Raw genomic sequence first — 20,296 nt, forward strand, 5'->3', positions numbered from 1 at the left:
CTTAATTTCTTAGCGTTTTTTATATAAATTATTGAGATCTAATTTTAAATTGAAAGGGCTTCTTCTTTAATCCATTTTACTTCGTTGTTTTCAATAACTACTGAAATAGTATCACCATCTTTGACTTCTCCGGAAATTATTTTCTTAGCTAGAGGCCTTCTTAAATGCGTTCTGATAATGGTTTTAATTGGTCTTGCTCCATATTTGGCATTATAGCCGTTTTCTGCAAGATAGAGTTTTGCTTCTATCGGAATTTCGACTTTAATATTAATGTTTTTCAATAAGTCTGTAAATTCTTTTTTGAGGTGTATCTCGAAAATCTTTAATGCATTTTCTTTGCTGATAGGCGCAAAAGGTATAATTTCGGTTAAACGTCCTAAAAATTCTGGTCTGAAATAATTTGCCATAATTTCCATTAGAGAATTTGAAGTAGGAATTTCACCATTATTAAAAGTAGTGACGATATGATCTGCACCAATATTTGAGGTAAAAAGAATAATGGCATTTGAAAAATCGCCTTCTTTGCCTAAACGGTCATGCAGTTTTCCTTCGTCCATAATCTGAAGAAAAACATCAAAAACAGAAGGATGTGCTTTTTCAATTTCATCAAATAAAACAATAGAGTAGGGCTTTTGCCTAATTTTATTGACTAACAAACCTCCCTCTTCATACCCGACATAGCCTGGAGGTGCCCCGTACAACAAAGCCGCAGAATGTTCTTCTTTAAATTCAGACATGTCAAAACGAATAATAGCATTTTCATCTTGAAAAAGAAATTCCGCTAAGCTTTTTGCTAATTCTGTTTTTCCAGTTCCTGTTGGTCCTAAAAAGAAAAATGATGCAATTGGCTGTCCAGCTTTGCTTAATCCCGAACGTGATTCGAGAATAGATCCTGAAACAGTTGCAATACAATGATCCTGGCCAATTACCCTTTTTCTCAAAACGTCTTCAATAGTATTTAGTTTTTGTTTCTCTTCTTCTTTAAGTTTTCCTGCAGGAATGCCAGTGAAATAAATCAGCTTTTAGCTTCTGTAGAGCAACAGGCAAGAGAAAGCAGTTTTTCTAAAAACAATGATCCTTACATAATGATTAAGCCAAAGTTTGACGAATCTTTAGGAAAGTCCTTTGCTATACATTATTGGTCAACTTGTGCAGAAGAAGGAAATGATATCAAAGCAGGAACTGTTTTAGAATCGAAAGACGATTTGCTATTTGTGAGTAAAGAGGCAGTTTTGGTTACTAATACTGTGGGCGGAATGAATAAGCAGAATAATAAAGACCGTATTTTGGCTTATAGAAATGCTTTACTTACTCGTGGCAGAATTGTAACATTTGCGGATATAAAAGCGTTTGGATTTAATCATTTTAAAAGTTGTCTAATAGATATTAGAATAGAGAAAGGAACACGAAAAGAAATTTCTGTAAAAGCAGGTTTTAGTAGAACGGTAGATATTTATTTAAAAATAAATGCAACAGAAAGAAATTATCTATCAGCTACAGAATGGGATTATTTATGCGAAAGTTTTATAAAGAACTTAAAAAATAGATCATCAAACGTATTTCCTTACCGACTTTTCATTGAAGAATAAAAAAATAAAAACCGCCGAAAAAAATCTTTTTCGGCGGTTTTGTTTAATTGGGGTTTTATTTTGGTTTTACTGGTATTTCTTGTCCGTGAGCGTTTTCATAAAAGCAACAAGAGCTTTTTCCTCTTTTACAGTTAAATTCAGTTTGTCAAAAGGAAGTGTCTGGTTTTCTACTTCATAGCCTAAACCAATTCCGCCGCCTTTATTGTAAAAAGAAACCACTTCTTCCAGCGTTTTAAAAACTCCGTTATGCATGTACGGAGCTGTAACAGCCGAATTTCTAACCGTTGGTGTTTTAAAAGCACCAACCAATTGTGGCATTTTATTGTATATGTAACGGCCTTTATCTGAACTTAAAGATTTTCCCGAAGGCTCATTTGGAGTTCCGATAACTTCATGTTCTGTTTTGGAATAACTTGGCGGAACCGTTCCGTTAAATAAAGGTGTAAAATGGCAGGTGGCACATTTTGCTTTTCCCATAAATAGGTTCATTCCTTCGATTTCCTCATTGTTCAGAACATTTTTATTTCCTCTCATGTATTCATCAAATCGAGAATCAAAAGAATTTAAAGAACGCACATAGCTCGCAATAGCATTTTGAATCTGCCAAGCTTCAGGTTTTGAGGTTTTTGGAAAGGATTTTTTGAATAGTTTTACATATTCTTTATCAAGCTGAATTTTAGCATGAATATTTTCCATAGACCCGTGCATTTCATCTTTATTCTGGATCACATCTACACTTTGTTTTTCTAAATCTAATTGACGCATATCCCAAAATTGAGCATTTTGCAGAGAGGCATAGGTTAGAGTAGGAGTGTTTCGGGGTAAATTCTTTCCCGTTAATGAAACATTAGTTTTTAAACCATCTGTAAAAGCTTTTTCTGGATTATGGCAAGTTGCACAGCTTCTGTCATTATTTTTGGAAAGACTTGTGTCATAAAACAATTTTTCGCCTAAAATCGCTTTTTCTTTAGTAAAATTATATTCTTTAGAAAGCACAAAAGCATTTACATCAAAGGCATCTTTGTCAAATAAAGTTTCAATTGTTGGTTTTAGCGGACTGCTTTTCTTTACATTCTTAATGTTTTCTTCTTTCTGAAAAGTTTTCAGTTTTTTCGAAATAGGATTCAAATATTCAGTTATAAAAACAGCACGGTTGAAAGAATTGAAGTTATTATTTTCAGTGCAGTACTTTTGTGCGTTTTTGGTTAATTCTCTTAATTCAGATACCGATTTGTTATCAGCATCAATCTTTTCAAGTGTTTCTGGAATTGAGATTAAACTCTGGCTGGCTTCTGGAATTGAAGATTGCAAAATCGGACTATCAAAACCCGTAATTCCTAAGGCAATCACTCTAAAAACATTCTGCTGTATAGCATCTAAAACGTAATCATCACTTACAGTTATAGCTTCAAATGTACTTTCTAATTGTTTTATATTCGATTGAAAAATATTCAATTCTCTCGCTAAATCTTCTTTACTTTCGGGATTATATTCAGGATAAATCATTTCTTCCATAACCTGAAAGCCATGAGGTTCAAAAGAGCGGTTTTCTTCCAACTCCATTTCGTCAAGAGCGGGACCATTCATAAATCGGGCAGTTTCAGGAATGAAATATTCAATTGCCCATTCGACTTTTTTGTATGCCAGACGTGATTTTTTAAATTGTTCGACAATTTCTTTCTGTGAAGAATTGCTTTTTACAAGCTTTTGAAAATGAGTAATTTCATTGCTAAGTTTACTTAAATCGACAAGCAGTTCTTGTTTAACAGTTGGTTTTGATGTTTCGCTTTTTTTACATGAGAAGAAAAAAGAAAGCATTAGGAATAGAAAAGTAAAATATTTTAATTTCATAGTGGCGTTGTAATAGAAACAACCCTTATCGGAAAATAAGGGTTGTCAATAAGATTTTGTTAGAAATTATTAGCGCTGCACGTTTCTAATAATTACAGTTTGCCCTCCTTCTTTGTTAGTTTGAGTTCCTGAACCGTCTGCATTTTTAAATGCATCGCTCTGCCAAGTATGAGGGTGAATATTTATCGTGAAAGTATCTGGAACACCAATGATATCTGAAATGTCTTGCATGGCTCCAAATTCCCAGCTTCCAAATCTCATTTCGCCGGTTTGGTTATAAAGTGTGTTCCAAGCTGTATCTGTTCTTTTGTGATTCATGTTTAACCACGGTTTATTTTGTTTTGTAGCAATATTGTATTGCCAAATGTATGAATCGTGTTTTGCATCTGCATAATAGCTGTCGCCATCTTCCTGAATGTATACATAGTTTTCAGTCACACATAAATTATCAGGATTGATTATTCCAGTTCCAGGAGTACTATCACCTTCAACAGCCAATTCTAAAGTTCCTTTTAATGGGTTTGTTGCGTCTAATTTCACTTTATAAACTCTTCCCCACATGGTATATCCTTCAACAGGAGCATTGTTAGTTGCCTGACCAGTTGCAGTAAAATAGATTTCTCTATTGTTGCTTGCGCTTCCTTTTCTGTAATCTACGTCTTCAACTCTTGAAAAACGAATTGCTTTTAAATCATTAACCGTTGTATTGATTACAGCACCAGTTAAGTTTTTAGCATTTGGAATTTCAACAAATTCAACTGGGTATGAATTGTTTAAAGTCATAGTAGTTTCAACTTGATTTCCATCAGTTCTTTTTAAAGCGTATAATTTTCCGTTAGATAAATCACCAACTGTACTTACATACATAATCAGCTGGCCGGCGCTTACATGAGAAGTTGCATAAGACTGATCTTCACCGATTAAAATAACTGTTTTTCCAGGATAAGCTTCTTTAGGAAGTGGAACCGCGTTTTCCATACTTGCTTTTCCTAAAGCTGGCAACACTCTGTCAGTTCTTGCTTTATCAGTAGACAATCCAAGAGGATTAATTCCGTGAACCATACTTTCTTGTCCGCTTTCTCCAGCAGTTAAAAAGATTGGTCCGAACCCATGGATTTCTGGAGTTGCTAGAGTAGCAGAACATAAACGAGTAAGACCTCCAACGCCATCAACAATATAATCTCCTTTTACAGGTTTGAATGTTTTATCTAGATATACTCTTGATACAGATTGTATAATTTCGTGGTTGGTAATCATAATGTATCCATCACCATTTGGATCTTTCATTAATCCAGCTCCGTCTGGCTGCGCTCCGTAAACAAAAGAAGGTGAATTTGGAAGTGCATCTGCACTTGTAAGTAAAGTACTGATTTTTAAGTTTTCAAAACCTGTTTGAGCATACACAAAAGGAGATACTTTTGAATGTGAAGTAAAATCGATACTTGCGTTTACATCGTTTTTTGAATCTTTGTCATCATTTTGACAGCTTATTGCAGAAAAACCTGCAAGTCCAAGCAAGGTAATTGATTTTAAAAAGTTAGCTTTCATAAAGTGTTTTTTATTTTTTTGATTAAGGCAAAGCTATCTCTCTAAAACAAAGTACACGTTATGTTAATTTTTTCTTAATGCTAATAAATCTAAGTCTTGTATTATGAAATGGTAAATTGAAGGTTTTGAATGTAAATTTAAGATTGATAAAAAAAAATTAATATTTAAAAAGCTGATTTAAGCTGACCTCTTTTTTTTCTCTTAACTTCTTCACAATCTTAAGAAAAGCAATCGCTGTTATATAAGCATCTCCCAAAGCGGTATGTCGATCTTTTTTTGAAATATCAAATTTATCGGCTAAATCATCTAAGGTATAATGATCTTTTCGTTCAAATAAATGCGACTGAATCAAAGTCTTTTTATACAAATAAGCCGTATCTAAAGTTTTGTTTTGCAATTGCGGAAGTTCATTGCGCTCTAAAGCTCTATTGATCATCGTAACATCAAAAATGGTATGATGTGCAATAATTATAGAATCTCCTAAAAAATCTAAAAACTGTTGTAAAGCTTCTAGTTCAGTCGGGCGTTTAACAAGCAGATCTTTTAAAATACCATGAATCTGAGCGGTCGATTTATCATAATGGTCTTGTTCCAAATAAACCTCAAAACTTTCCTGAACATTAATAATTCCGTTTTGAAGAACCAGTGCACCAATACACAAAATACGGTCATTATCATAATCAAATCCAGTAGTTTCGGTATCTAAAACCACAAAACGAGTTTCTTCGATCGTAATATTTTCGTCGAATAAATTGTTTTCTTCTTTCTTCCAAAAATTGAATAAACTCATTATTATACCAGATTTGAGATGTTAAAACGTACTGAAATAAGTTCCTGAAGTTCTTTTATAGTTTTAAAAGTACGTTTCAGTTTAATTTTTTCCATTTTGGTTAAAGATTCCAATTCGATAAACTGACCCGAATCATGATGCAACAATCCTTGTTTCGTTCTGAATTTTAATAACGCTTTAAACGAATACGAACATGATAAATATAGCTCTCTATTGTTTGGTTCCAATTCTGCCAGTTTCTCAAAACGCTCTGCCGTATTACTGATTCCTTTTACCGAATGAGATAAAATTAAAACACGTGCTGCGTCGGTTAAAGGCATTAAAGCTCTTCGTTTAATGTCAAAGTTATCCTTGTTAGCTCCGTCTTGCTCTACTAAAAACTGTCTAAAGAAACCAGTAGGAGAAGGACTTTGCAAAGCACCACTCACCAAATGCATATAAAAAATCGGATTTGCTTTTAAATCTTCAAAAATATAATCGGACAATTGATTTGCCACTTCGCTATCTCCGTAAGTTAAGCTGTAATCAAAGAAAATAAACGACAATAAGACCTCATTTTTACCAGGATTGGTAATCCAATGGTGCACATGACTTTTCCATTCATCCAAACTCATGCACCATTTTGGATTCGAAGCCATCATTTCGGCAGGACAATAATCGTAACCAATTTCAAAAAGACCTTTATTGACAAGCCCAGCAAATTTTAAGAAATAGATTTTAGTTTCATCTCTGAAAACTTCATTGACATTTTCGTATACAATAGCATTATCCTGATCCGTATGCAGCATCTGTTCACCACGTCCCTGACTTCCAAGTGCCAGCCAAGCAAATTTTACAGGTGGGGGACTGCTCATTTTTTCGATACAAATTTCGATAACTCGAGTTATGCACGCTTCATTCAATTCAGTTATGATTTTGGTAATCAGAGTCATCGGAATGTTTTGATCCAAATAACCCTGTAGCAATTGCATAATTCGGTTTCGGATTGGCTTTATTTCTTTGACTTTTTTAGCACGTTTCAACGCTTTTATTAAAACGGCTGGATTATTTCCGAGCGCCACCATAACGTCGTGTTTTGACAAAATTCCAACCGCTTTGGTGTTTACAGTTCCGTCTTTTGTTAAACATAAATGGCTGATATTGCTTTTCATCATCGCCATTTGCGCCTCGGTAACCGTCATTTTTTTCGGATACGTAATAACCGGTTTTGTCATTATCGTTTCTGCAGTTGTCGTTATAGGAAAATCTCCAGTAACAATTTTGTTTCGAAGATCTTTATCCGTCAAAATACCAATCGGAAGCATTTCATCTACAATCAAAATGGCACCGACTTTTTTCTTATTCATGATTTTCGCAATGTCCTTAACAGTTGTTGACGGACTGCAGGTTACGATTTTTTTAGAATATTTGATAGGGGCTAAATCGAAAGAATGATTGCTGGAATGCAAATTTTCATTCAGCTGATCATCACCATATAATTTATCTTTATGGATATCTGAATACGGATTTCGAGTATTCGAAGCATAACTCTCAATCAGGAAATTACCAACATTTCTATTCTCAAGCGCATAGGGTTTAAAAATGGCAATCGGAATGGCATATAGAATGGTTTCTTCATGCGCCACAGCTTCCATAATATAATTTTCTTGCGCCAAAAGCGGACGAAGTCCAAAAATATCCCCTTCATCACACATGTCTAAAACCGTATTTTTAGTGCTTTTTTTCAAAGCTACTGCACCTTTATGAACCACATAAAAAGAGTCGTGAGTTTTGTCATTTTCAGCAAAAATCACAGCATCTTTTTCTTTATATATAATTGAAATCTGCTCAGACAGTTTTTCTAAATCTCTCTGATGCAAAAAATTAAACGGCGGATATCCTTTTAAAAAGTCAGCTACTCTTTGCGAAATGGTATTTTTCATTTGGTTAGATTAAAGCCCTAATGTACTATTTAAAATAGAAATGTAAAAGAAACACATTATAATAATTTGCCACAAAGGCACAAAGTCGCAAAGAAATAAGTCCTTGGAGTCTTTGTGCCTTTGCGGCAAAAAAGTTTAATTATTTTAATCTACTTTATAAACTGTGCCTCGCTGTTTTTCTTCAGAACCAACCAAGCCAAATTCAAAAGTATAAGAATCTTTAGAAGTTGTTAGAATCTTCATGCTGATAGCTTTTTCTTCAGCCATATTTTTTGGATGCTTTTTCTGCAGCACATATTCGCAGTCACTTACCCAGCGAATGGTCGCGGTATCTGTTTTTCCTTCAAATGTTTCGATTTCAATATCGTCTTTGCGCTCAAAATAAGTTGTTTTTTTTACGCCATTGACTTCTGTTTCAAATTTGAATTTTCCAGTTTTAAAATCCTTGCAATTGTGTTCGGTATTATAACAAGACACTAAAGCCAGAATCGGTAATAAGAATAGTATTTTTTTCATTTTTTTATGCTTTAAGCCTATAGCTTTTATCATTTCAATTTCTTTAATTCATCATCAGTAAAGTTCTTGATTTCTTTTTCTTTGGCAAACTTTTCGGCATTATAATTTCTCGATTTATTCTTCGGAATCGATAAGCTATTCCATTCGCTGTTTTTCAATTGTTTAGCATAAAAAACAATCTGTCCGACATGATAAGGATAGTGTGCTAATTGACGATTTATGGCTTCAATAACCGTATGACCTTCATTTCTAATGTAAATGATATTTGAAAGCTGTTCGGGTTTTAAGCTTTCCAAAGCATTTTCAAGACAATTCCAGCCTTTATTCCAAACTTCCAAAACTTCTTCTTTAGATTGTAAATCGTTTTCAAATTCGGAATCACGGTTTCGCCATTCTTTCTCGCCGTCAGAAGTTAAAAAATCTGTCCAACGAGAAAGCATATTGCCAGAAATATGTTTTATGATTGTCGCTATACTGTTGGTGTCGTCATTAAAAGAAACAAAAAGCTGTGATGGTTCGAGTTGATCTATGGCTTTTTCTCCAAGCATTTTATAATATAAAAATTGCTTTTTGACACTTTCTAGGTAAGATTGATCTGCATTCATAATCAAATGATTTTAATGTCATATTTATCTAATAATCCAACAATTCCTTCAGTAGAAAATTGTGCTTTTTTCATCGGATTAAACTCAGGATCAATTTTGTAATTGTATGCGGTTTTAAAGTTAACTCCAGCTAGTTGAGTTTCGTTAAAAATAGCACCGTCAAGATTGCAATTGTCAAAGACAGAACTCGTTAAATTGGTTCCGATGAAAGTTACTTCGCGCACAGAAGAATTGATGAACTTGGTTTTAGGCATTTTTTTATTCGAAAAAAGAGCATAATCCAGAACACAATCTTCAAAATATACTTGAAATAAAAAATCGTCACATTCATTAAAAGCGATTCCGAGAAGTTTACAGTTTTTAAAGGTTACATTTTTTAAGCTCGTTCCAGCCAAACTGGTCATAGATAAATTGCAGTCAATAAATTCGCAGTCAAGGAAAGTATTAGAATTGAAATTGCTGTTGGAAAAATCACAATTTTTAAACACACAATCTTCAAATTCCCGATTGTTTATTCGTTTATCGATATAAACAACTTTTTCAAATGTTTTCTGAATGTGAATTAGACTTTCCATGTTTTATAAATATTAAACCTAACTGGTTTTCAAAACCTGTTAGGTTTGTTGATTGCTTATTTAGTCATTAAAAATACCTTTCATAATGATTTTCAATCCGAAAAAGATCAAAAGCATAGAAGAAAGACAAGCCACAATTCCGATTCCTAAAACAAGATAATGCCAGTTAGTATGCTGGTTCATAAAAGCATTATAAATCAATGTTGGGCCAAGAAACATAAGAGGCAGAGCACCTGATAAATATTTCACTCCTTTTTTTAGTAATTCTTTGTTTGTTGCCATGTTTTTAGTTTCAGGTTTTCCTTGTGTCAAGTTTCAAGTTGTTTGACTTGTGTTTAACCGCAAAGGTCGCAAAGTTTTTTTACATTAGAAACTTTAATAAAACGCAAGGTTCGCAAAGCTTTGAAAAAACTTGCGAACCTTGCGTAAACTTTAGCTCCCGATAGCTATCGGGATTGCGGTTAAACTAAACGACAAAGCAAAATACTTTTATTTTTTATAATTATCAACAGCATTTCTCACGCTGCCATATTTTTTCAATAGTTCAGAAGCTTCATCATACGAAACCGAAATTTCATCCATAATCATCTTAACGCCTCGATCAACAAGTTTGATATTGCTTAACTGCATATCAACCATTTTGTTTCCTCTCACTTTTCCAAGCTGAATCATAGATGCAGTCGAAATCATATTCAGCACCAATTTTTGTGCAGTTCCAGCTTTCATTCTAGAGCTTCCTGTAACGAATTCTGGTCCGACTACAACTTCAATTGGGAATTGGGCAGTTAAAGCCAACGGACTTCCTGCATTACAAGTAATACATCCTGTTACAATATTGTTTTTATTACAAGATTCTAAACCGCTAATTACATAAGGAGTCGTTCCAGAAGCAGCGATTCCAATAACCACATCGTTTGAATTGATATTATGGTTTTGAAGATCGATCCAAGCATTTGTTGTACTGTCTTCGGCGTTTTCTACAGCACGTCTTATGGCTGTATCACCGCCTGCAATAATGCCATTTACTAAATCAAAAGGAACGCCAAAAGTTGGCGGACATTCTGAAGCATCGACAACACCAAGACGGCCAGAAGTCCCTGCACCAATATAAAACAATCTGCCTCCGAGTTTTAATTTCTCTACAATCTGAGGAATTAAAGCTTCGATTTGTGGCAAAGCTTTTTCTACCGCATAAGGCACAGTTTTGTCTTCTTGGTTTATATTAGATAACAATTCATGAACAGACATTTTCTCTAAATGTTCATATTTTGATGCTTGTTCAGTGGTTTTGGTAAATGTCATTTTATCGTTATTTAGACTCGTCAAAATTAATATATTTTATCTCAATCTTGCAAAGTCTCAGAGATTTAAAATCAATTTTTTTCTTGTGTTTTTTTAGCATAAAGACGCTTTATTCCCATCATTGTTACATATGCTAAAATATTTTTCACAAAGTTTTTTTGAAAGATAAAGTACCAAGTTAGATTTGTTAGAGAGAATAGATAGAATTTTAGCTTTTATTTCTTTAAGGACAGCACGTTTTAGGAGATTTTAGAATCTAGAGTTGACTTATGAATAATTTTTTTGCGTGAGGGATAGGAGCAAATTACCGAATTAATGCGGATAGCCCGACAGCGTCCCGATAAGAGGGCGAATAACCTCAAAGTAAATTTGCCCTCTTATCGGGATGGTGGCACGCCCAGATTATAAAAAGAATGCCAATAGAATTCCGAGAACAATCATAGAAACTTTAGCAACATTGAATTTGTGCCCTTCGCTGCTTTCAAAAATAATCGTTGACGAAATGTGAAATAAGATTCCAATTACGATTGCTGTTATTTCGGTGTAATAATTACTTAAGAAAGGTAGGTATTCTGAAGCTACAGTTCCTAGTGGCGTCATAATAGCAAATGTCAGCATGAAAGCAAAAATGGCTTTTTTGTTTAAATCGGCATTGATAAAAAAGGTCGTTAGAATAACCGCAATTGGAAGGTGATGAATGGCAATTCCTATAGCCAAACCATGATGGTGGCTTACTGGAAAACCTTCTAAAAAGGCATGAATGCAAAGACTGGCAAACAACAGCCACGGAATCTGAGACAGTTTTGCATGTCCATGAACATGTCCGTGTTCGGCTCCTTTTGAGAAAAATTCGAGCACGATCTGGAACAAAATCCCGACCATTATAAAGATTCCGATATTATGATTGTGTGATTCGTAAACTTCTGGAAGAAGGTGCATTACGGTTAGAGACAATAAAAAAGAGCCGCTGAAAGCCAGCAGTAATTTTAAATTGGTTTTGTTTTCGGGTTTTATAAACAAAGCCGCGCTATATCCTAAAAGTACAGAAAATAAAGGTAATAAATAGTTCATTTATATTTGTTTAACCGTTGATTCGTTTAATCGTTTTTTGCCTCCGATTAAACGGTTAAACAATTAAACGATTTACCAATTTATTTAAAAATCATGATTAATCTTTCGCTTTCGGTTTTATGGAATTTTTTGAGTTTGTAGTCTCCAAAAATGTCCAGCAGGAAAATTCCGGCTTCGTCCATTAAATCCTGAAAGTCTTTCAAAGTTAGTGCTTTTACTTTTTCTGTAAAATGATATTTTCTGCCTTTGTCCTCAAAATCAATTTCTTTAAAAATATGTCCGTCTTCAACATATCTTTTGATATGAAAATCTATTTCGTCAACCGTTTTTACTTCTTCAGGCACAAGGTTTTCAATAACATTTGCCACGTTCATGAAATCGATAACAGCAAAACCATATTCAGATAGGCTTTCTTTAATTGCCTTTAAGGTTGTTAGATTATCATCGTCGCTTTCAAAATAGCCAAAACTGGTGAAAAGGTTAAAAATAGCGTCGAACTTTTCTTCAAAAGGTTCGCGCATATCGTGCACTTTAAAATGCAGTGTTTCGTTACTGTTTTTGCTGGCCTCGGCAATACTGTTTTCAGACAAATCGGCTCCTAAGACATCATAGCCAAGTTGATTTAAATAAATAGAATGACGGCCTTTTCCGCACGCTAAATCCAATACTTTTGCTTTCTCAGGCAAATTAAGGTAATGCGTTAAATTGTCCATGAAAATCTGTGCTTCACGATAATTACGATCCTTATAAAGAATGTGATAATATGGCGTATCAAACCATGAAGAATACCAGTTTTGATTGTCGTCTTCTTGGTTTGGGGTTGATGCGTTATGTTTTTCAGACATTTATTCTATTTCAATTAATTCAAAGTCCGGCAAATTTAGTGTATTTTTGCCGAAAAATAACTATTTCGCTCCGATACGTGTTTATACCAGTATAATAAAATGTTATGGCGATTGGCTTTTTTTAATTGAAAAAGAAATGGAAGAAAATTTTAAAATGATTGCCAAATGTTTTTTTGGCTTTGAAGAAATATTAGAAAAAGAATTACGAACACTTGGTGCTCAGGATGTTGAAAAAGGAGTGAGAATGGTAAGCTTTAAAGGAGATAAAGGTTTTATGTACAAAGCCAATTTGTCTTTGCGCACGGCTCTTAAAGTCTTAAAACCAATTTATTCTTTTAGAGCAAATAATGAGCAGGCTTTGTACAAAGGTATTTCGGGTTTAAACTGGTCAAAATATTTAAATGCGAACCAGACTTTTGTGATTGATGCCACGGTGCATTCTACTTATTTCAATCATTCTGAATTTGTTTCTCAGAAATGCAAAGACGCAATTGTAGATCAGTTTAGAGAAAGAACTGGGCAAAGACCAAGTATTGATAAACAATATCCAGATTTGCGTATTAATATTCATATCGATAAAGATCAGGTTTCTGTAGCTTTAGATACTTCGGGAGCTTCGCTTCATCAGCGTGGTTATAGAACAGCTACGAATATTGCGCCAATTAATGAGGTTTTAGCAGCTGGAATTCTTTTATTGTCTGGATGGGATGGGCAAAGCCATTTTCTTGATCCGATGTGCGGTTCGGGAACTTTCTTGGCAGAAGCGGCTATGATTGCCTGCAATATTCCAGCAAACATCAACAGAAAAGAATTCGCTTTTGAAAAATGGAAAGATTGGGATAATGATTTGTTTGATACAATTGTGGATAGTTTAATGAAAAAAACACGCGAGTTTCATTATACGATTAAAGGTTTTGATAAAGCGCCAAGCGCCGTTAGCAAAGCAAAAGATAATATCAGAAATGCCAATTTAGAGGATTATATTAAGGTTTACGAAGAAAATTTCTTTGATACGGAAAAAGAAACAGAAGGAAAACTTCATGTCGTTTTCAATCCGCCTTATGATGAGCGTTTAGATATTCACATGGAAAGATTCTATGCTAATATTGGAGACACTTTGAAGAAAAATTATCCTGGAACAAACGCCTGGTTTATTACAGCAAACCTTGAAGCTTTGAAATTTGTCGGATTAAAACCGTCAAGAAAAATTAAACTTTTCAACGGAAGTCTTGAAGCGCGTTTGGTGAAATACGAAATGTACGAAGGAAGCAAGAGAACGAAATTTCAAGTCTAAGTTTCTAAGTTACTAAGGTTCTAAGATGCTTAGAATTTTAGCTAACTAAAAAAGATTAAAGAAAATTTTAAATAATTAAGGTTTCTGTTGTTTAAGATTCAAAGGAAAAACTTAGAATCTTAACATCTTAGAACCTTAGTAACTCAAAAAAAATGTCAAAACTACAACTACGAGCTTTTTTATATCAATTAGCAGCTTTTGCAATTCTATTTCTTCTATTTAGATATTTGATCGCTTCTTATACAGGATTAACAGGGATTTGGATTCCGATGACAGCATTTGTAATTGGAACTATAATTGGTCCTAAATTTCAAGCTGTGAGAACCAAAGATGGGGAGAAGCTTTTTATGAAATGGCTTTTTATAAAAGGAATCAAAGAAATCGAATAATCTAAAAAATATATGAGGAAAATTGGACTTATTGGTGGAATCAGCTGGGTTTCTACATCTGATTATTATACCTTGATTAATAAAGGAATTAATGAAAAACTCGGCGGATTGAATTTCTCTGAGTGTTTGATTTATTCTTTTAATTATGCCGATATTAAAAAGAATAACGACGCCAACGATTGGGATTCGACTTTTAATATGCTTTTGAAAGCTGCGGAAGTTTTAAAATCGGGCGGGGCAGAAGCGATCCTTTTATGTGCCAATACCATGCATCTCATTGCGGATAGATTACAGCAAGCAATTGATATTCCTCTTCTTCATATTGCAGTAGAAACGGCAATTGAAATTGAGAAAAAACAGCTGAAAAAAGTAGGTCTGTTAGGAACCAAATTTACAATGGAACTAGATTTCTTTAAAGACAAGCTTGCTGAAAAAGGAATTGAAACGATAATTCCTGTAAGTGAAGAAGTAAAAGATTTTATTCATTACACTATTTTTGAAGAATTAGGAAGAGGAATCGCAACGGAAGAAACAAAAAAACGTTATCTAGAAATAGCAAATGAATTGATAAAAAACGGAGCAGAAGGAATCATTTTAGGATGTACCGAAATTCCGCTAGTCATAAAAGAAGGAGATTTAGATGTTCCAATTTTTGACACAACTTTAATACACACACAAGCAGCAATTAATTTTCAATTAACATAGTTTCGAGTTGCTAAGCTACTAAGGTTCTAAGTTGCTTAGTTTCTAAACATCATTAAAAAAGGGAAAATTCAATTTGAATTTTCCCTTTTTTAATCTTAGAACCATAGTATCTTATAATCTTAGCGTCTAAAAAAACTATTTCTTCTTAGGCTCTTCTTTCTTTGCAGTTTCAGAAGCCATTGTCTTTTTCTTGTAAATCGGAATAAAGTAAGAAACGGTATAGTTGAAACCGATTCCAAAACTTCCATCGTAAGTTCTGTTGAATCCTGGAATATAAAGGTTTTCAAAATTATTTGGTTCTTTGTTTGTAGCCAGAAGTTTCAGCTGAACACCAAAACCAACAAATACGTTTCTAAAAACCTGTGCTTTTAATCCCATTGCAACTTCGATCCAAGTTGCCATAAGTCCGCTGTATTTCTGACCCTCGTTTATCGGAGGTAGTTCACCCCAATATGGATTCGAATTGTAAATTTTGTAATTAATCAGTTCTTGGCTAAAAGTACTGAAACCTCCGCGCATTCCTATCGTAATCAGGTTTTCCATATCCAGCCAGTTTTGATAAAAGTTATAATCAAAACCTGCTTTAATATAAGTTCCGTTAGCAGAAGAAGTCAATCGGTCGTCTTCTGTAGTTTTGTCTTCGTAGCCTAATTCTGCAGCTATATAATATTTTTTTGTCAAGCGCCAGTCTCCTACAAATTCAATTCCTTTGTAATCTTTATCGTAAAGTCCGCGAGTTAATTTGTACAAGTCAACACCAACACGAAGTCCATAGCGATCAGTTTTTACAACGCTATCTTTTGGAGCTTCCTGAATTTCTGGTTTTACCGTTTTTACAGTTTTTTCTGTTTGAGGCTTTTTAGCCACCATTGTGTCTTTATTTTTAGAAATTTCAGGCACATCCTGAGCAAAACCTAAAAACATTGAAAACAATAATGAAAGACTAAAAATAAACTTTAATGTGTGTTTCATTTTCTAATTCAATGTTAGGGTTTTCTAAATCAACTTCGGTCATCCAGAAAGTATCTCCGTCTGGATCAGTATGTACAAAAGGGGCAACGTTTGTTAACTGAAAAATAGTTTTAAATCCGCAAGCTCTAGATACATACACATTTTGTGTCGTATAGTTGAATTTTATAACATCAGTATTGATCGTTGTCGGCGTTTCACTTAAAGAGTTATAAATAAACTTGAAGGTTGTTGTGTTGTCATTTATTTTTAAAGGAATCATAACACTACTTCCGCTAGTTACATATCTCAACGGATCATCAACGGCGAGACTTTCATTAAAAACAATTCCCTGTTCCATTCCATCGCCAATAACTTTTAAGTTGCTTACATTTTTAGTTTTTGTCGGATTGGCAATATCATAAAATGTAATCACCAATCTTGGCGTGGTTGGTGTATTGGCGTCGCAAATATCATCTTTCTCGCAGCTAGATAAGCCAAAAGTAAAGAGTAGCAAAAGAGAAATTAGTTTTTTCATCTATTTTTTATCGAAGTTCTAAAAGTACAACATTTTCAACATGATGCGTCTGCGGAAACATGTCAACAGGTCTCACTCGTGTCACTTTGTATTTTTCATCCATTAAAGCTAAGTCACGTGCTTGAGTTGCAGAATTACAGCTTACATAAACTACTCTTTTTGGTGCAATTTTTAAAATTTGCTCCACTACATCTTTATGCATTCCGTCGCGAGGCGGATCTGTAATAATAACATCTGGTTTCCCGTGTTGTGCAATAAAAGCTTCGTTAAAGACTACTTTCATGTCACCAACAAAAAACTCGCAATTTGTAATATTATTGCGTTCTGCATTGGCTTTAGCATCAATAATAGCTTCTGGAACACTTTCTACTCCGATTACTTTTTTTGCTTTTTTAGAAACGAATTGAGCAATTGTCCCTGTTCCTGTATATAAGTCATAAACCGTCTCGTTTCCTGTAAGACCAGCAAAATCACGTGTTATTTTGTATAATTCGTAGGCTTGGTCAGAATTTGTCTGGTAGAAAGATTTTGCATTAATGCTGAATTTTAGACCTTCCATTTCTTCTAAAATGTAATCTCTTCCTTTGTAAAGAATAACATCCTGATCGTAAATAGTGTCATTTTGCTTGCCGTTTACCACATATTGCAAAGAAGTGATTTGTGGAAACTTCTCGTATAAATGGTCAAGAATTAATTCTCTATTTTCTTTGTCATCTTCAAAAAACTGAATTAGAACCATAATTTCTCCTGTAGAGACAGTACGAATCATGACAGTTCTCAATAATCCAGAATGTTCTCTTGGATTAAAAAATGCTAAATTATGCTCGTTTGCAAAAGCTCTGATCTCGTTACGAATGGCATTTGAGGGATCTTCTTGTAGATGGCATTTATTGATGTCAAGAATTTTATCCCACATTTTCGGAATATGGAATCCTAAAGCATTTCTATTTCCTAAGTCTTCCGTGCTTCCAATTTCTTTTTCTGTAAGCCAACGGCTGTTAGAAAAAGAAAATTCCATTTTATTTCTATAGAAAAACTGTTTCTCAGAACCTAAAATATCTTCAAATTCTGGAAGCTCAATTTTTCCTATTCTTTGTAAGTGATTTTTAACTTCATTTTGTTTAAATGCAAGTTGCTGGCTGTATTTCATATTTTGCCATTTACAACCTCCACACACTCCAAAATGTTCGCAGATCGGATCTACTCTATATTCAGATAATTCGTGAAATTTTACAGCTTTACCTTCGTAGTAAGCCTTTCTTTTTTTTAATGTCTGTACGTCTACAACATCTCCAGGTACCACATTCGGAATAAAGATTACTTTTCCGTCAGGTGCTTTGGCTACTGAAACCCCTTTTGCACCAGCATCAAGAACTTGAATTTGATGAAAGACAACTTTGTCTGTATTTTTTCTTCCCATAGCGCAAAAATAAGCCTTTGAAAACTTTTACAAATTTAATTTTTGAAAAAATTTAGAAATTCTTCAAAATATTAGTTTAATTGGCTATAAAAGCTAATTTTGTTTTAGCAATTACCCCAATAAAAATAGCTATTAATCTACGCTTATTCTTGTCTTTTTATGAAGTTGTATCATAAACTCTCACAAATCAGCTTTCTTAAAAAAAGTTATGCTTTTAAATTCCTATTTGTCGCTTTTATAGGTATCCATATTCCTTTAATTGGCATTTTATTTTTCGTCTTGTTTTTCGAGCATGAGGTGTCATCGACTTCCATTCTTATTTTTTCTTTAATTATGACATTATTGGCAACAGCAATAACACTTTTGGTTTTAAACAAGCTGATAAAGCCTATTGCGACTGCTTCAAAGGCGTTGGATGATTATAGAACTTCAAGAAAATTGTCTGATCTACCAACAGAATATACAGATGAAGCTGGACTGCTTTTGTGCAACATACAAGAATCTATTAATGAAGCTGAGAATTTTATCAACGAAAAACAGGATTTAATCTATATGCTTTCGCATGATTTGAAAAATTTTGCTGGAAATCCGCAAGGTTTGGCTCAATTGATTATAAGCGAAAATCCATCAGAATCGGTTAAGAATATGGCTGAATTGATTTGCGAATCGACTGATCTTCAATTTAGATATATCGAAAATTTCATCAAGTTGCTAAAAGAACAGGATGATGTTGCAAAAGTGAGCCAAGAAGCTAAGATCATTTCATTTTCTAATATTCTTCCTTTTATTAATGAACAAGTCGAACAGCGATTACTTGATAAAAATATAAGACTAGATTTAGCAATAGAATGTTCAGAAGCTAAACTGAAAATAGATGAGGGACTTTTGATTCAGGTTTTGGTAAATCTGATTAGCAACGCGATTAAGTTTTCCTATTTTGAAAGTCAAATAAAAGCCAGAATCTTTTCAGAAAACTCAAAATTGATTATAACAGTAAAAGACCACGGAATAGGTTTTGATAAAAATCAGATTGAAGAATTATTTAAAAAATTCACGAAAATGAGCCGACTTGGAACTGCAAGTGAAGGTTCTACGGGGATTGGATTGTATTTGTGCAAAAAAATCATTGAAAGAAATAAAGGGCAATTGACAGCATCCAGTAAAGGAAAAAATAAAGGTGCCGAATTTAGAATTGAATTTGATGTCTAAATATGAAAGGGTTATTAAGATTTTGAAATGCTTAATAACCCTTTTTATTCCTTTTTATTTACTACCAAAGCTGATGAACTGAAGGTTTGATCAAATCGCTGTAAATTTTGTTCATTGCAGCAATCTTTTCAGAAGTTAATTTTGGAGTGTTATAAACCGATAAATTAGATAAAACATGTTCTGTTTTTGATGCACCTGGAATAATGCAGCTGACTTCGTTAAAACTCAAAATCCATTGAAGGGCGATTGCGGCTAAATTTTTAGATTCAGGAAATAAAGCTTTTAATTCATCAACAGCCTTTAATCCTAATTCATAATCAATTCCTGAGAAAGTTTCGCCTTTATCAAACGCTTCTCCGTTACGATTAAAATTGCGATGATCCTGAGGTTCAAAAGTAGTTTTTGAATCAAATTTACCTGTTAAAAGTCCACTTGCCAACGGTACTCTTGCAATTATTCCAACGTCTTTCTTTTTAGCTTCTGAGAAAAATAATTCAGAAGGTCGTTGGCGAAACAGATTAAAAATAATCTGAACTGTGGTTACATTAGAATATTCAATTGCTTTTAAAGCTTCTTCAACTTTTTCAACGCTAACACCAAGATTAAGAATTTTTCCCTGATCTTTTAATCGGTCAAAAAGTTCAAATATTTCTGGACGATAATACACTTCTGTAGGAGGGCAGTGCAACTGAATTAAATCAAGAGTTTCTAAGCCAGTTCTTTTTAAACTGTCTTCAACAAATTTTTGAAGCACTTTTGGAGTATATCCTTCATTAACATGCGGATTTATCTGGCGTCCGCATTTTGTGGCAACAAAAATTCTTTCAGAACGTGAGCGAACGACTCTTCCAACAGCAGTTTCGCTTAATCCGTTTTCGTATACATCGGCAGTGTCAATAAAGTTTACACCATTATCAATAGCCGTGTTCAAAAGTTCATCGGCAGTTTTATCATCAAAACCCGATCCCCATTTTCCGCCAACTTGCCAAGTGCCAAGTGAGATTTCAGAGATATTGAAGTTTGTTTTTCCTAGTTTTCTGTAGTTCATTTTTTTTGAGATTCTAAGGTTCTGAGTTGCTAAGATTCTAAGTTTTTTTCTAGAGTTGCTGAGATTCTGAGACAAAAAGTTTTTATTTATTCAAAACTTAGCATCTTAGAGCCTTAGCAACTTAGTATCTT

At 33.8% G+C, this 20,296-nt stretch carries 20 protein-coding genes and 1 pseudogene; 5 read left to right on the top strand and 16 right to left on the bottom strand.

Annotated elements, in window-relative coordinates; genetic code table 11:
* Window positions 1–44: 44 nt before the first annotated feature.
* A pseudogene (locus FF52_RS02260) lies at window positions 45–1,007 on the bottom strand (AAA family ATPase); the annotation flags it as partial.
* Here FF52_RS02260 and FF52_RS02265 point away from each other — a divergent pair.
* The gene (locus tag FF52_RS02265) at window positions 966–1,589 is read left to right on the top strand and encodes a hypothetical protein (RefSeq protein WP_035690600.1); all 624 of its coding nucleotides are present in this window, start codon (window positions 966–968) and stop codon (window positions 1,587–1,589) included. The pseudogene FF52_RS02260 and the gene FF52_RS02265 sit on opposite strands and share 42 nt — an antisense overlap.
* A 66-nt stretch (window positions 1,590–1,655) precedes the next feature.
* Here the strand turns inward: FF52_RS02265 and FF52_RS02270 are convergent, their stop codons facing one another.
* The 11 genes from FF52_RS02270 to FF52_RS02320 form a co-directional block, all read right to left on the bottom strand.
* Window positions 1,656–3,440: a cytochrome-c peroxidase gene (locus FF52_RS02270; protein ID WP_157498491.1), complete on the bottom strand. Its 1,785-nt coding sequence runs from the start codon at window positions 3,438–3,440 to the stop codon at window positions 1,656–1,658.
* A 69-nt stretch (window positions 3,441–3,509) separates the two neighbouring features.
* The gene (locus tag FF52_RS02275) at window positions 3,510–4,988 is read right to left on the bottom strand and encodes a hypothetical protein (RefSeq protein WP_008462584.1); all 1,479 of its coding nucleotides are present in this window, start codon (window positions 4,986–4,988) and stop codon (window positions 3,510–3,512) included.
* A 157-nt stretch (window positions 4,989–5,145) separates the two neighbouring features.
* Entirely contained in the window at window positions 5,146–5,778 is a 633-nt protein-coding gene (locus tag FF52_RS02280) for a PolC-type DNA polymerase III (protein ID WP_008462585.1), read from the bottom strand.
* Window positions 5,779–5,780: 2 nt separating this feature from the next.
* Window positions 5,781–7,700: a DUF294 nucleotidyltransferase-like domain-containing protein gene (locus tag FF52_RS02285; protein ID WP_008462588.1), complete on the bottom strand. Its 1,920-nt coding sequence runs from the start codon at window positions 7,698–7,700 to the stop codon at window positions 5,781–5,783.
* 144 nt (window positions 7,701–7,844) lie between these two features.
* Complete coding sequence (locus FF52_RS02290; protein WP_035690664.1) at window positions 7,845–8,216, bottom strand: hypothetical protein; 372 nt, start codon at window positions 8,214–8,216, stop codon at window positions 7,845–7,847.
* A 29-nt stretch (window positions 8,217–8,245) separates the two neighbouring features.
* Window positions 8,246–8,821, bottom strand: a complete 576-nt coding sequence (locus FF52_RS02295; RefSeq protein WP_008462595.1) for a DUF1572 family protein — start codon at window positions 8,819–8,821, stop codon at window positions 8,246–8,248.
* Window positions 8,822–8,823: 2 nt separating this feature from the next.
* Window positions 8,824–9,396 (bottom strand): pentapeptide repeat-containing protein, encoded by a 573-nt coding sequence (locus FF52_RS02300; protein ID WP_008462597.1) that lies wholly within the window; start codon window positions 9,394–9,396, stop codon window positions 8,824–8,826.
* Window positions 9,397–9,456: 60 nt separating this feature from the next.
* Complete coding sequence (locus FF52_RS02305) at window positions 9,457–9,678, bottom strand: DUF6095 family protein (RefSeq protein WP_008462598.1); 222 nt, start codon at window positions 9,676–9,678, stop codon at window positions 9,457–9,459.
* A gap of 207 nt (window positions 9,679–9,885) precedes the next feature.
* The gene (murQ, locus tag FF52_RS02310; protein ID WP_008462601.1) at window positions 9,886–10,698 is read right to left on the bottom strand and encodes an N-acetylmuramic acid 6-phosphate etherase; all 813 of its coding nucleotides are present in this window, start codon (window positions 10,696–10,698) and stop codon (window positions 9,886–9,888) included.
* Window positions 10,699–11,100: 402 nt separating this feature from the next.
* A complete protein-coding gene (locus tag FF52_RS02315) occupies window positions 11,101–11,769 on the bottom strand; it encodes a ZIP family metal transporter (RefSeq protein ID WP_008462603.1) in 669 nt (222 codons plus the stop codon).
* Window positions 11,770–11,849: 80 nt separating this feature from the next.
* Entirely contained in the window at window positions 11,850–12,614 is a 765-nt protein-coding gene (locus FF52_RS02320; RefSeq protein WP_008462605.1) for a class I SAM-dependent methyltransferase, read from the bottom strand.
* Window positions 12,615–12,750: 136 nt separating this feature from the next.
* Here FF52_RS02320 and FF52_RS02325 point away from each other — a divergent pair, with 136 nt between their 5' ends.
* From FF52_RS02325 to FF52_RS02335, 3 genes are all read left to right on the top strand, one after another.
* A complete protein-coding gene (locus FF52_RS02325; RefSeq protein WP_008462606.1) occupies window positions 12,751–13,908 on the top strand; it encodes a THUMP domain-containing class I SAM-dependent RNA methyltransferase in 1,158 nt (385 codons plus the stop codon).
* Between the two features lie 152 nt (window positions 13,909–14,060).
* Complete coding sequence (locus FF52_RS02330) at window positions 14,061–14,297, top strand: hypothetical protein (RefSeq protein WP_008462608.1); 237 nt, start codon at window positions 14,061–14,063, stop codon at window positions 14,295–14,297.
* A gap of 12 nt (window positions 14,298–14,309) precedes the next feature.
* Window positions 14,310–15,002 carry an aspartate/glutamate racemase family protein gene (locus tag FF52_RS02335; RefSeq protein ID WP_008462610.1) on the top strand — a complete coding sequence of 231 codons (693 nt, stop codon included), beginning with the start codon at window positions 14,310–14,312 and terminating at the stop codon, window positions 15,000–15,002.
* Window positions 15,003–15,137: 135 nt separating this feature from the next.
* Here the strand turns inward: FF52_RS02335 and FF52_RS02340 are convergent, their stop codons facing one another.
* From FF52_RS02340 to rlmD, 3 genes are read right to left on the bottom strand one after another with little or no spacing between them, the layout of a single operon-like run.
* Entirely contained in the window at window positions 15,138–15,974 is an 837-nt protein-coding gene (locus FF52_RS02340; protein WP_008462611.1) for a DUF6048 family protein, read from the bottom strand.
* The gene (locus tag FF52_RS02345; protein WP_008462612.1) at window positions 15,946–16,488 is read right to left on the bottom strand and encodes a DUF6452 family protein; all 543 of its coding nucleotides are present in this window, start codon (window positions 16,486–16,488) and stop codon (window positions 15,946–15,948) included. The genes FF52_RS02340 and FF52_RS02345 overlap by 29 nt, the downstream gene beginning before the upstream one ends.
* A gap of 7 nt (window positions 16,489–16,495) precedes the next feature.
* Window positions 16,496–17,908, bottom strand: a complete 1,413-nt coding sequence (gene rlmD / locus FF52_RS02350) for a 23S rRNA (uracil(1939)-C(5))-methyltransferase RlmD (protein WP_008462613.1) — start codon at window positions 17,906–17,908, stop codon at window positions 16,496–16,498.
* A 333-nt stretch (window positions 17,909–18,241) separates the two neighbouring features.
* Between rlmD and FF52_RS02355 the strand changes: the two genes are divergently transcribed.
* Window positions 18,242–19,117 carry a sensor histidine kinase gene (locus FF52_RS02355; protein WP_008462614.1) on the top strand — a complete coding sequence of 292 codons (876 nt, stop codon included), beginning with the start codon at window positions 18,242–18,244 and terminating at the stop codon, window positions 19,115–19,117.
* A 61-nt stretch (window positions 19,118–19,178) separates the two neighbouring features.
* Here FF52_RS02355 and FF52_RS02360 read toward each other — a convergent pair whose 3' ends face one another.
* Window positions 19,179–20,165: an aldo/keto reductase gene (locus FF52_RS02360; protein WP_008462615.1), complete on the bottom strand. Its 987-nt coding sequence runs from the start codon at window positions 20,163–20,165 to the stop codon at window positions 19,179–19,181.
* Between the last annotated feature and the right edge of the window lie 131 nt (window positions 20,166–20,296).

The sequence above is a fragment of the Flavobacterium sp. F52 genome, from assembly GCF_000278705.1.
Taxonomy (GTDB): Bacteria; Bacteroidota; Bacteroidia; order Flavobacteriales; family Flavobacteriaceae; genus Flavobacterium; species Flavobacterium anhuiense.

What these genes read in the sequence shown, in the direction of transcription:
- FF52_RS02270 (WP_157498491.1), bottom strand. Translation starts at nt 3,440, where the DNA reads ATGAAATTAAAATATTTTACTTTTCTATTCCTAATGCTTTCTTTTTTC.
- FF52_RS02280 (WP_008462585.1), bottom strand. Translation starts at nt 5,778, where the DNA reads ATGAGTTTATTCAATTTTTGGAAGAAAGAAGAAAACAATTTATTCGAC.
- FF52_RS02340 (WP_008462611.1), bottom strand. Translation starts at nt 15,974, where the DNA reads ATGAAACACACATTAAAGTTTATTTTTAGTCTTTCATTATTGTTTTCA.
- FF52_RS02320 (WP_008462605.1), bottom strand. Translation starts at nt 12,614, where the DNA reads ATGTCTGAAAAACATAACGCATCAACCCCAAACCAAGAAGACGACAAT.
- rlmD (WP_008462613.1), bottom strand. Translation starts at nt 17,908, where the DNA reads ATGGGAAGAAAAAATACAGACAAAGTTGTCTTTCATCAAATTCAAGTT.
- murQ (WP_008462601.1), bottom strand. Translation starts at nt 10,698, where the DNA reads ATGACATTTACCAAAACCACTGAACAAGCATCAAAATATGAACATTTA.
- FF52_RS02305 (WP_008462598.1), bottom strand. Translation starts at nt 9,678, where the DNA reads ATGGCAACAAACAAAGAATTACTAAAAAAAGGAGTGAAATATTTATCA.
- FF52_RS02330 (WP_008462608.1), top strand. Translation starts at nt 14,061, where the DNA reads ATGTCAAAACTACAACTACGAGCTTTTTTATATCAATTAGCAGCTTTT.
- FF52_RS02315 (WP_008462603.1), bottom strand. Translation starts at nt 11,769, where the DNA reads ATGAACTATTTATTACCTTTATTTTCTGTACTTTTAGGATATAGCGCG.
- FF52_RS02345 (WP_008462612.1), bottom strand. Translation starts at nt 16,488, where the DNA reads ATGAAAAAACTAATTTCTCTTTTGCTACTCTTTACTTTTGGCTTATCT.
- FF52_RS02360 (WP_008462615.1), bottom strand. Translation starts at nt 20,165, where the DNA reads ATGAACTACAGAAAACTAGGAAAAACAAACTTCAATATCTCTGAAATC.
- FF52_RS02275 (WP_008462584.1), bottom strand. Translation starts at nt 4,988, where the DNA reads ATGAAAGCTAACTTTTTAAAATCAATTACCTTGCTTGGACTTGCAGGT.
- FF52_RS02355 (WP_008462614.1), top strand. Translation starts at nt 18,242, where the DNA reads ATGACATTATTGGCAACAGCAATAACACTTTTGGTTTTAAACAAGCTG.
- FF52_RS02300 (WP_008462597.1), bottom strand. Translation starts at nt 9,396, where the DNA reads ATGGAAAGTCTAATTCACATTCAGAAAACATTTGAAAAAGTTGTTTAT.
- FF52_RS02335 (WP_008462610.1), top strand. Translation starts at nt 14,310, where the DNA reads ATGAGGAAAATTGGACTTATTGGTGGAATCAGCTGGGTTTCTACATCT.
- FF52_RS02295 (WP_008462595.1), bottom strand. Translation starts at nt 8,821, where the DNA reads ATGAATGCAGATCAATCTTACCTAGAAAGTGTCAAAAAGCAATTTTTA.
- FF52_RS02290 (WP_035690664.1), bottom strand. Translation starts at nt 8,216, where the DNA reads ATGAAAAAAATACTATTCTTATTACCGATTCTGGCTTTAGTGTCTTGT.
- FF52_RS02285 (WP_008462588.1), bottom strand. Translation starts at nt 7,700, where the DNA reads ATGAAAAATACCATTTCGCAAAGAGTAGCTGACTTTTTAAAAGGATAT.
- FF52_RS02325 (WP_008462606.1), top strand. Translation starts at nt 12,751, where the DNA reads ATGGAAGAAAATTTTAAAATGATTGCCAAATGTTTTTTTGGCTTTGAA.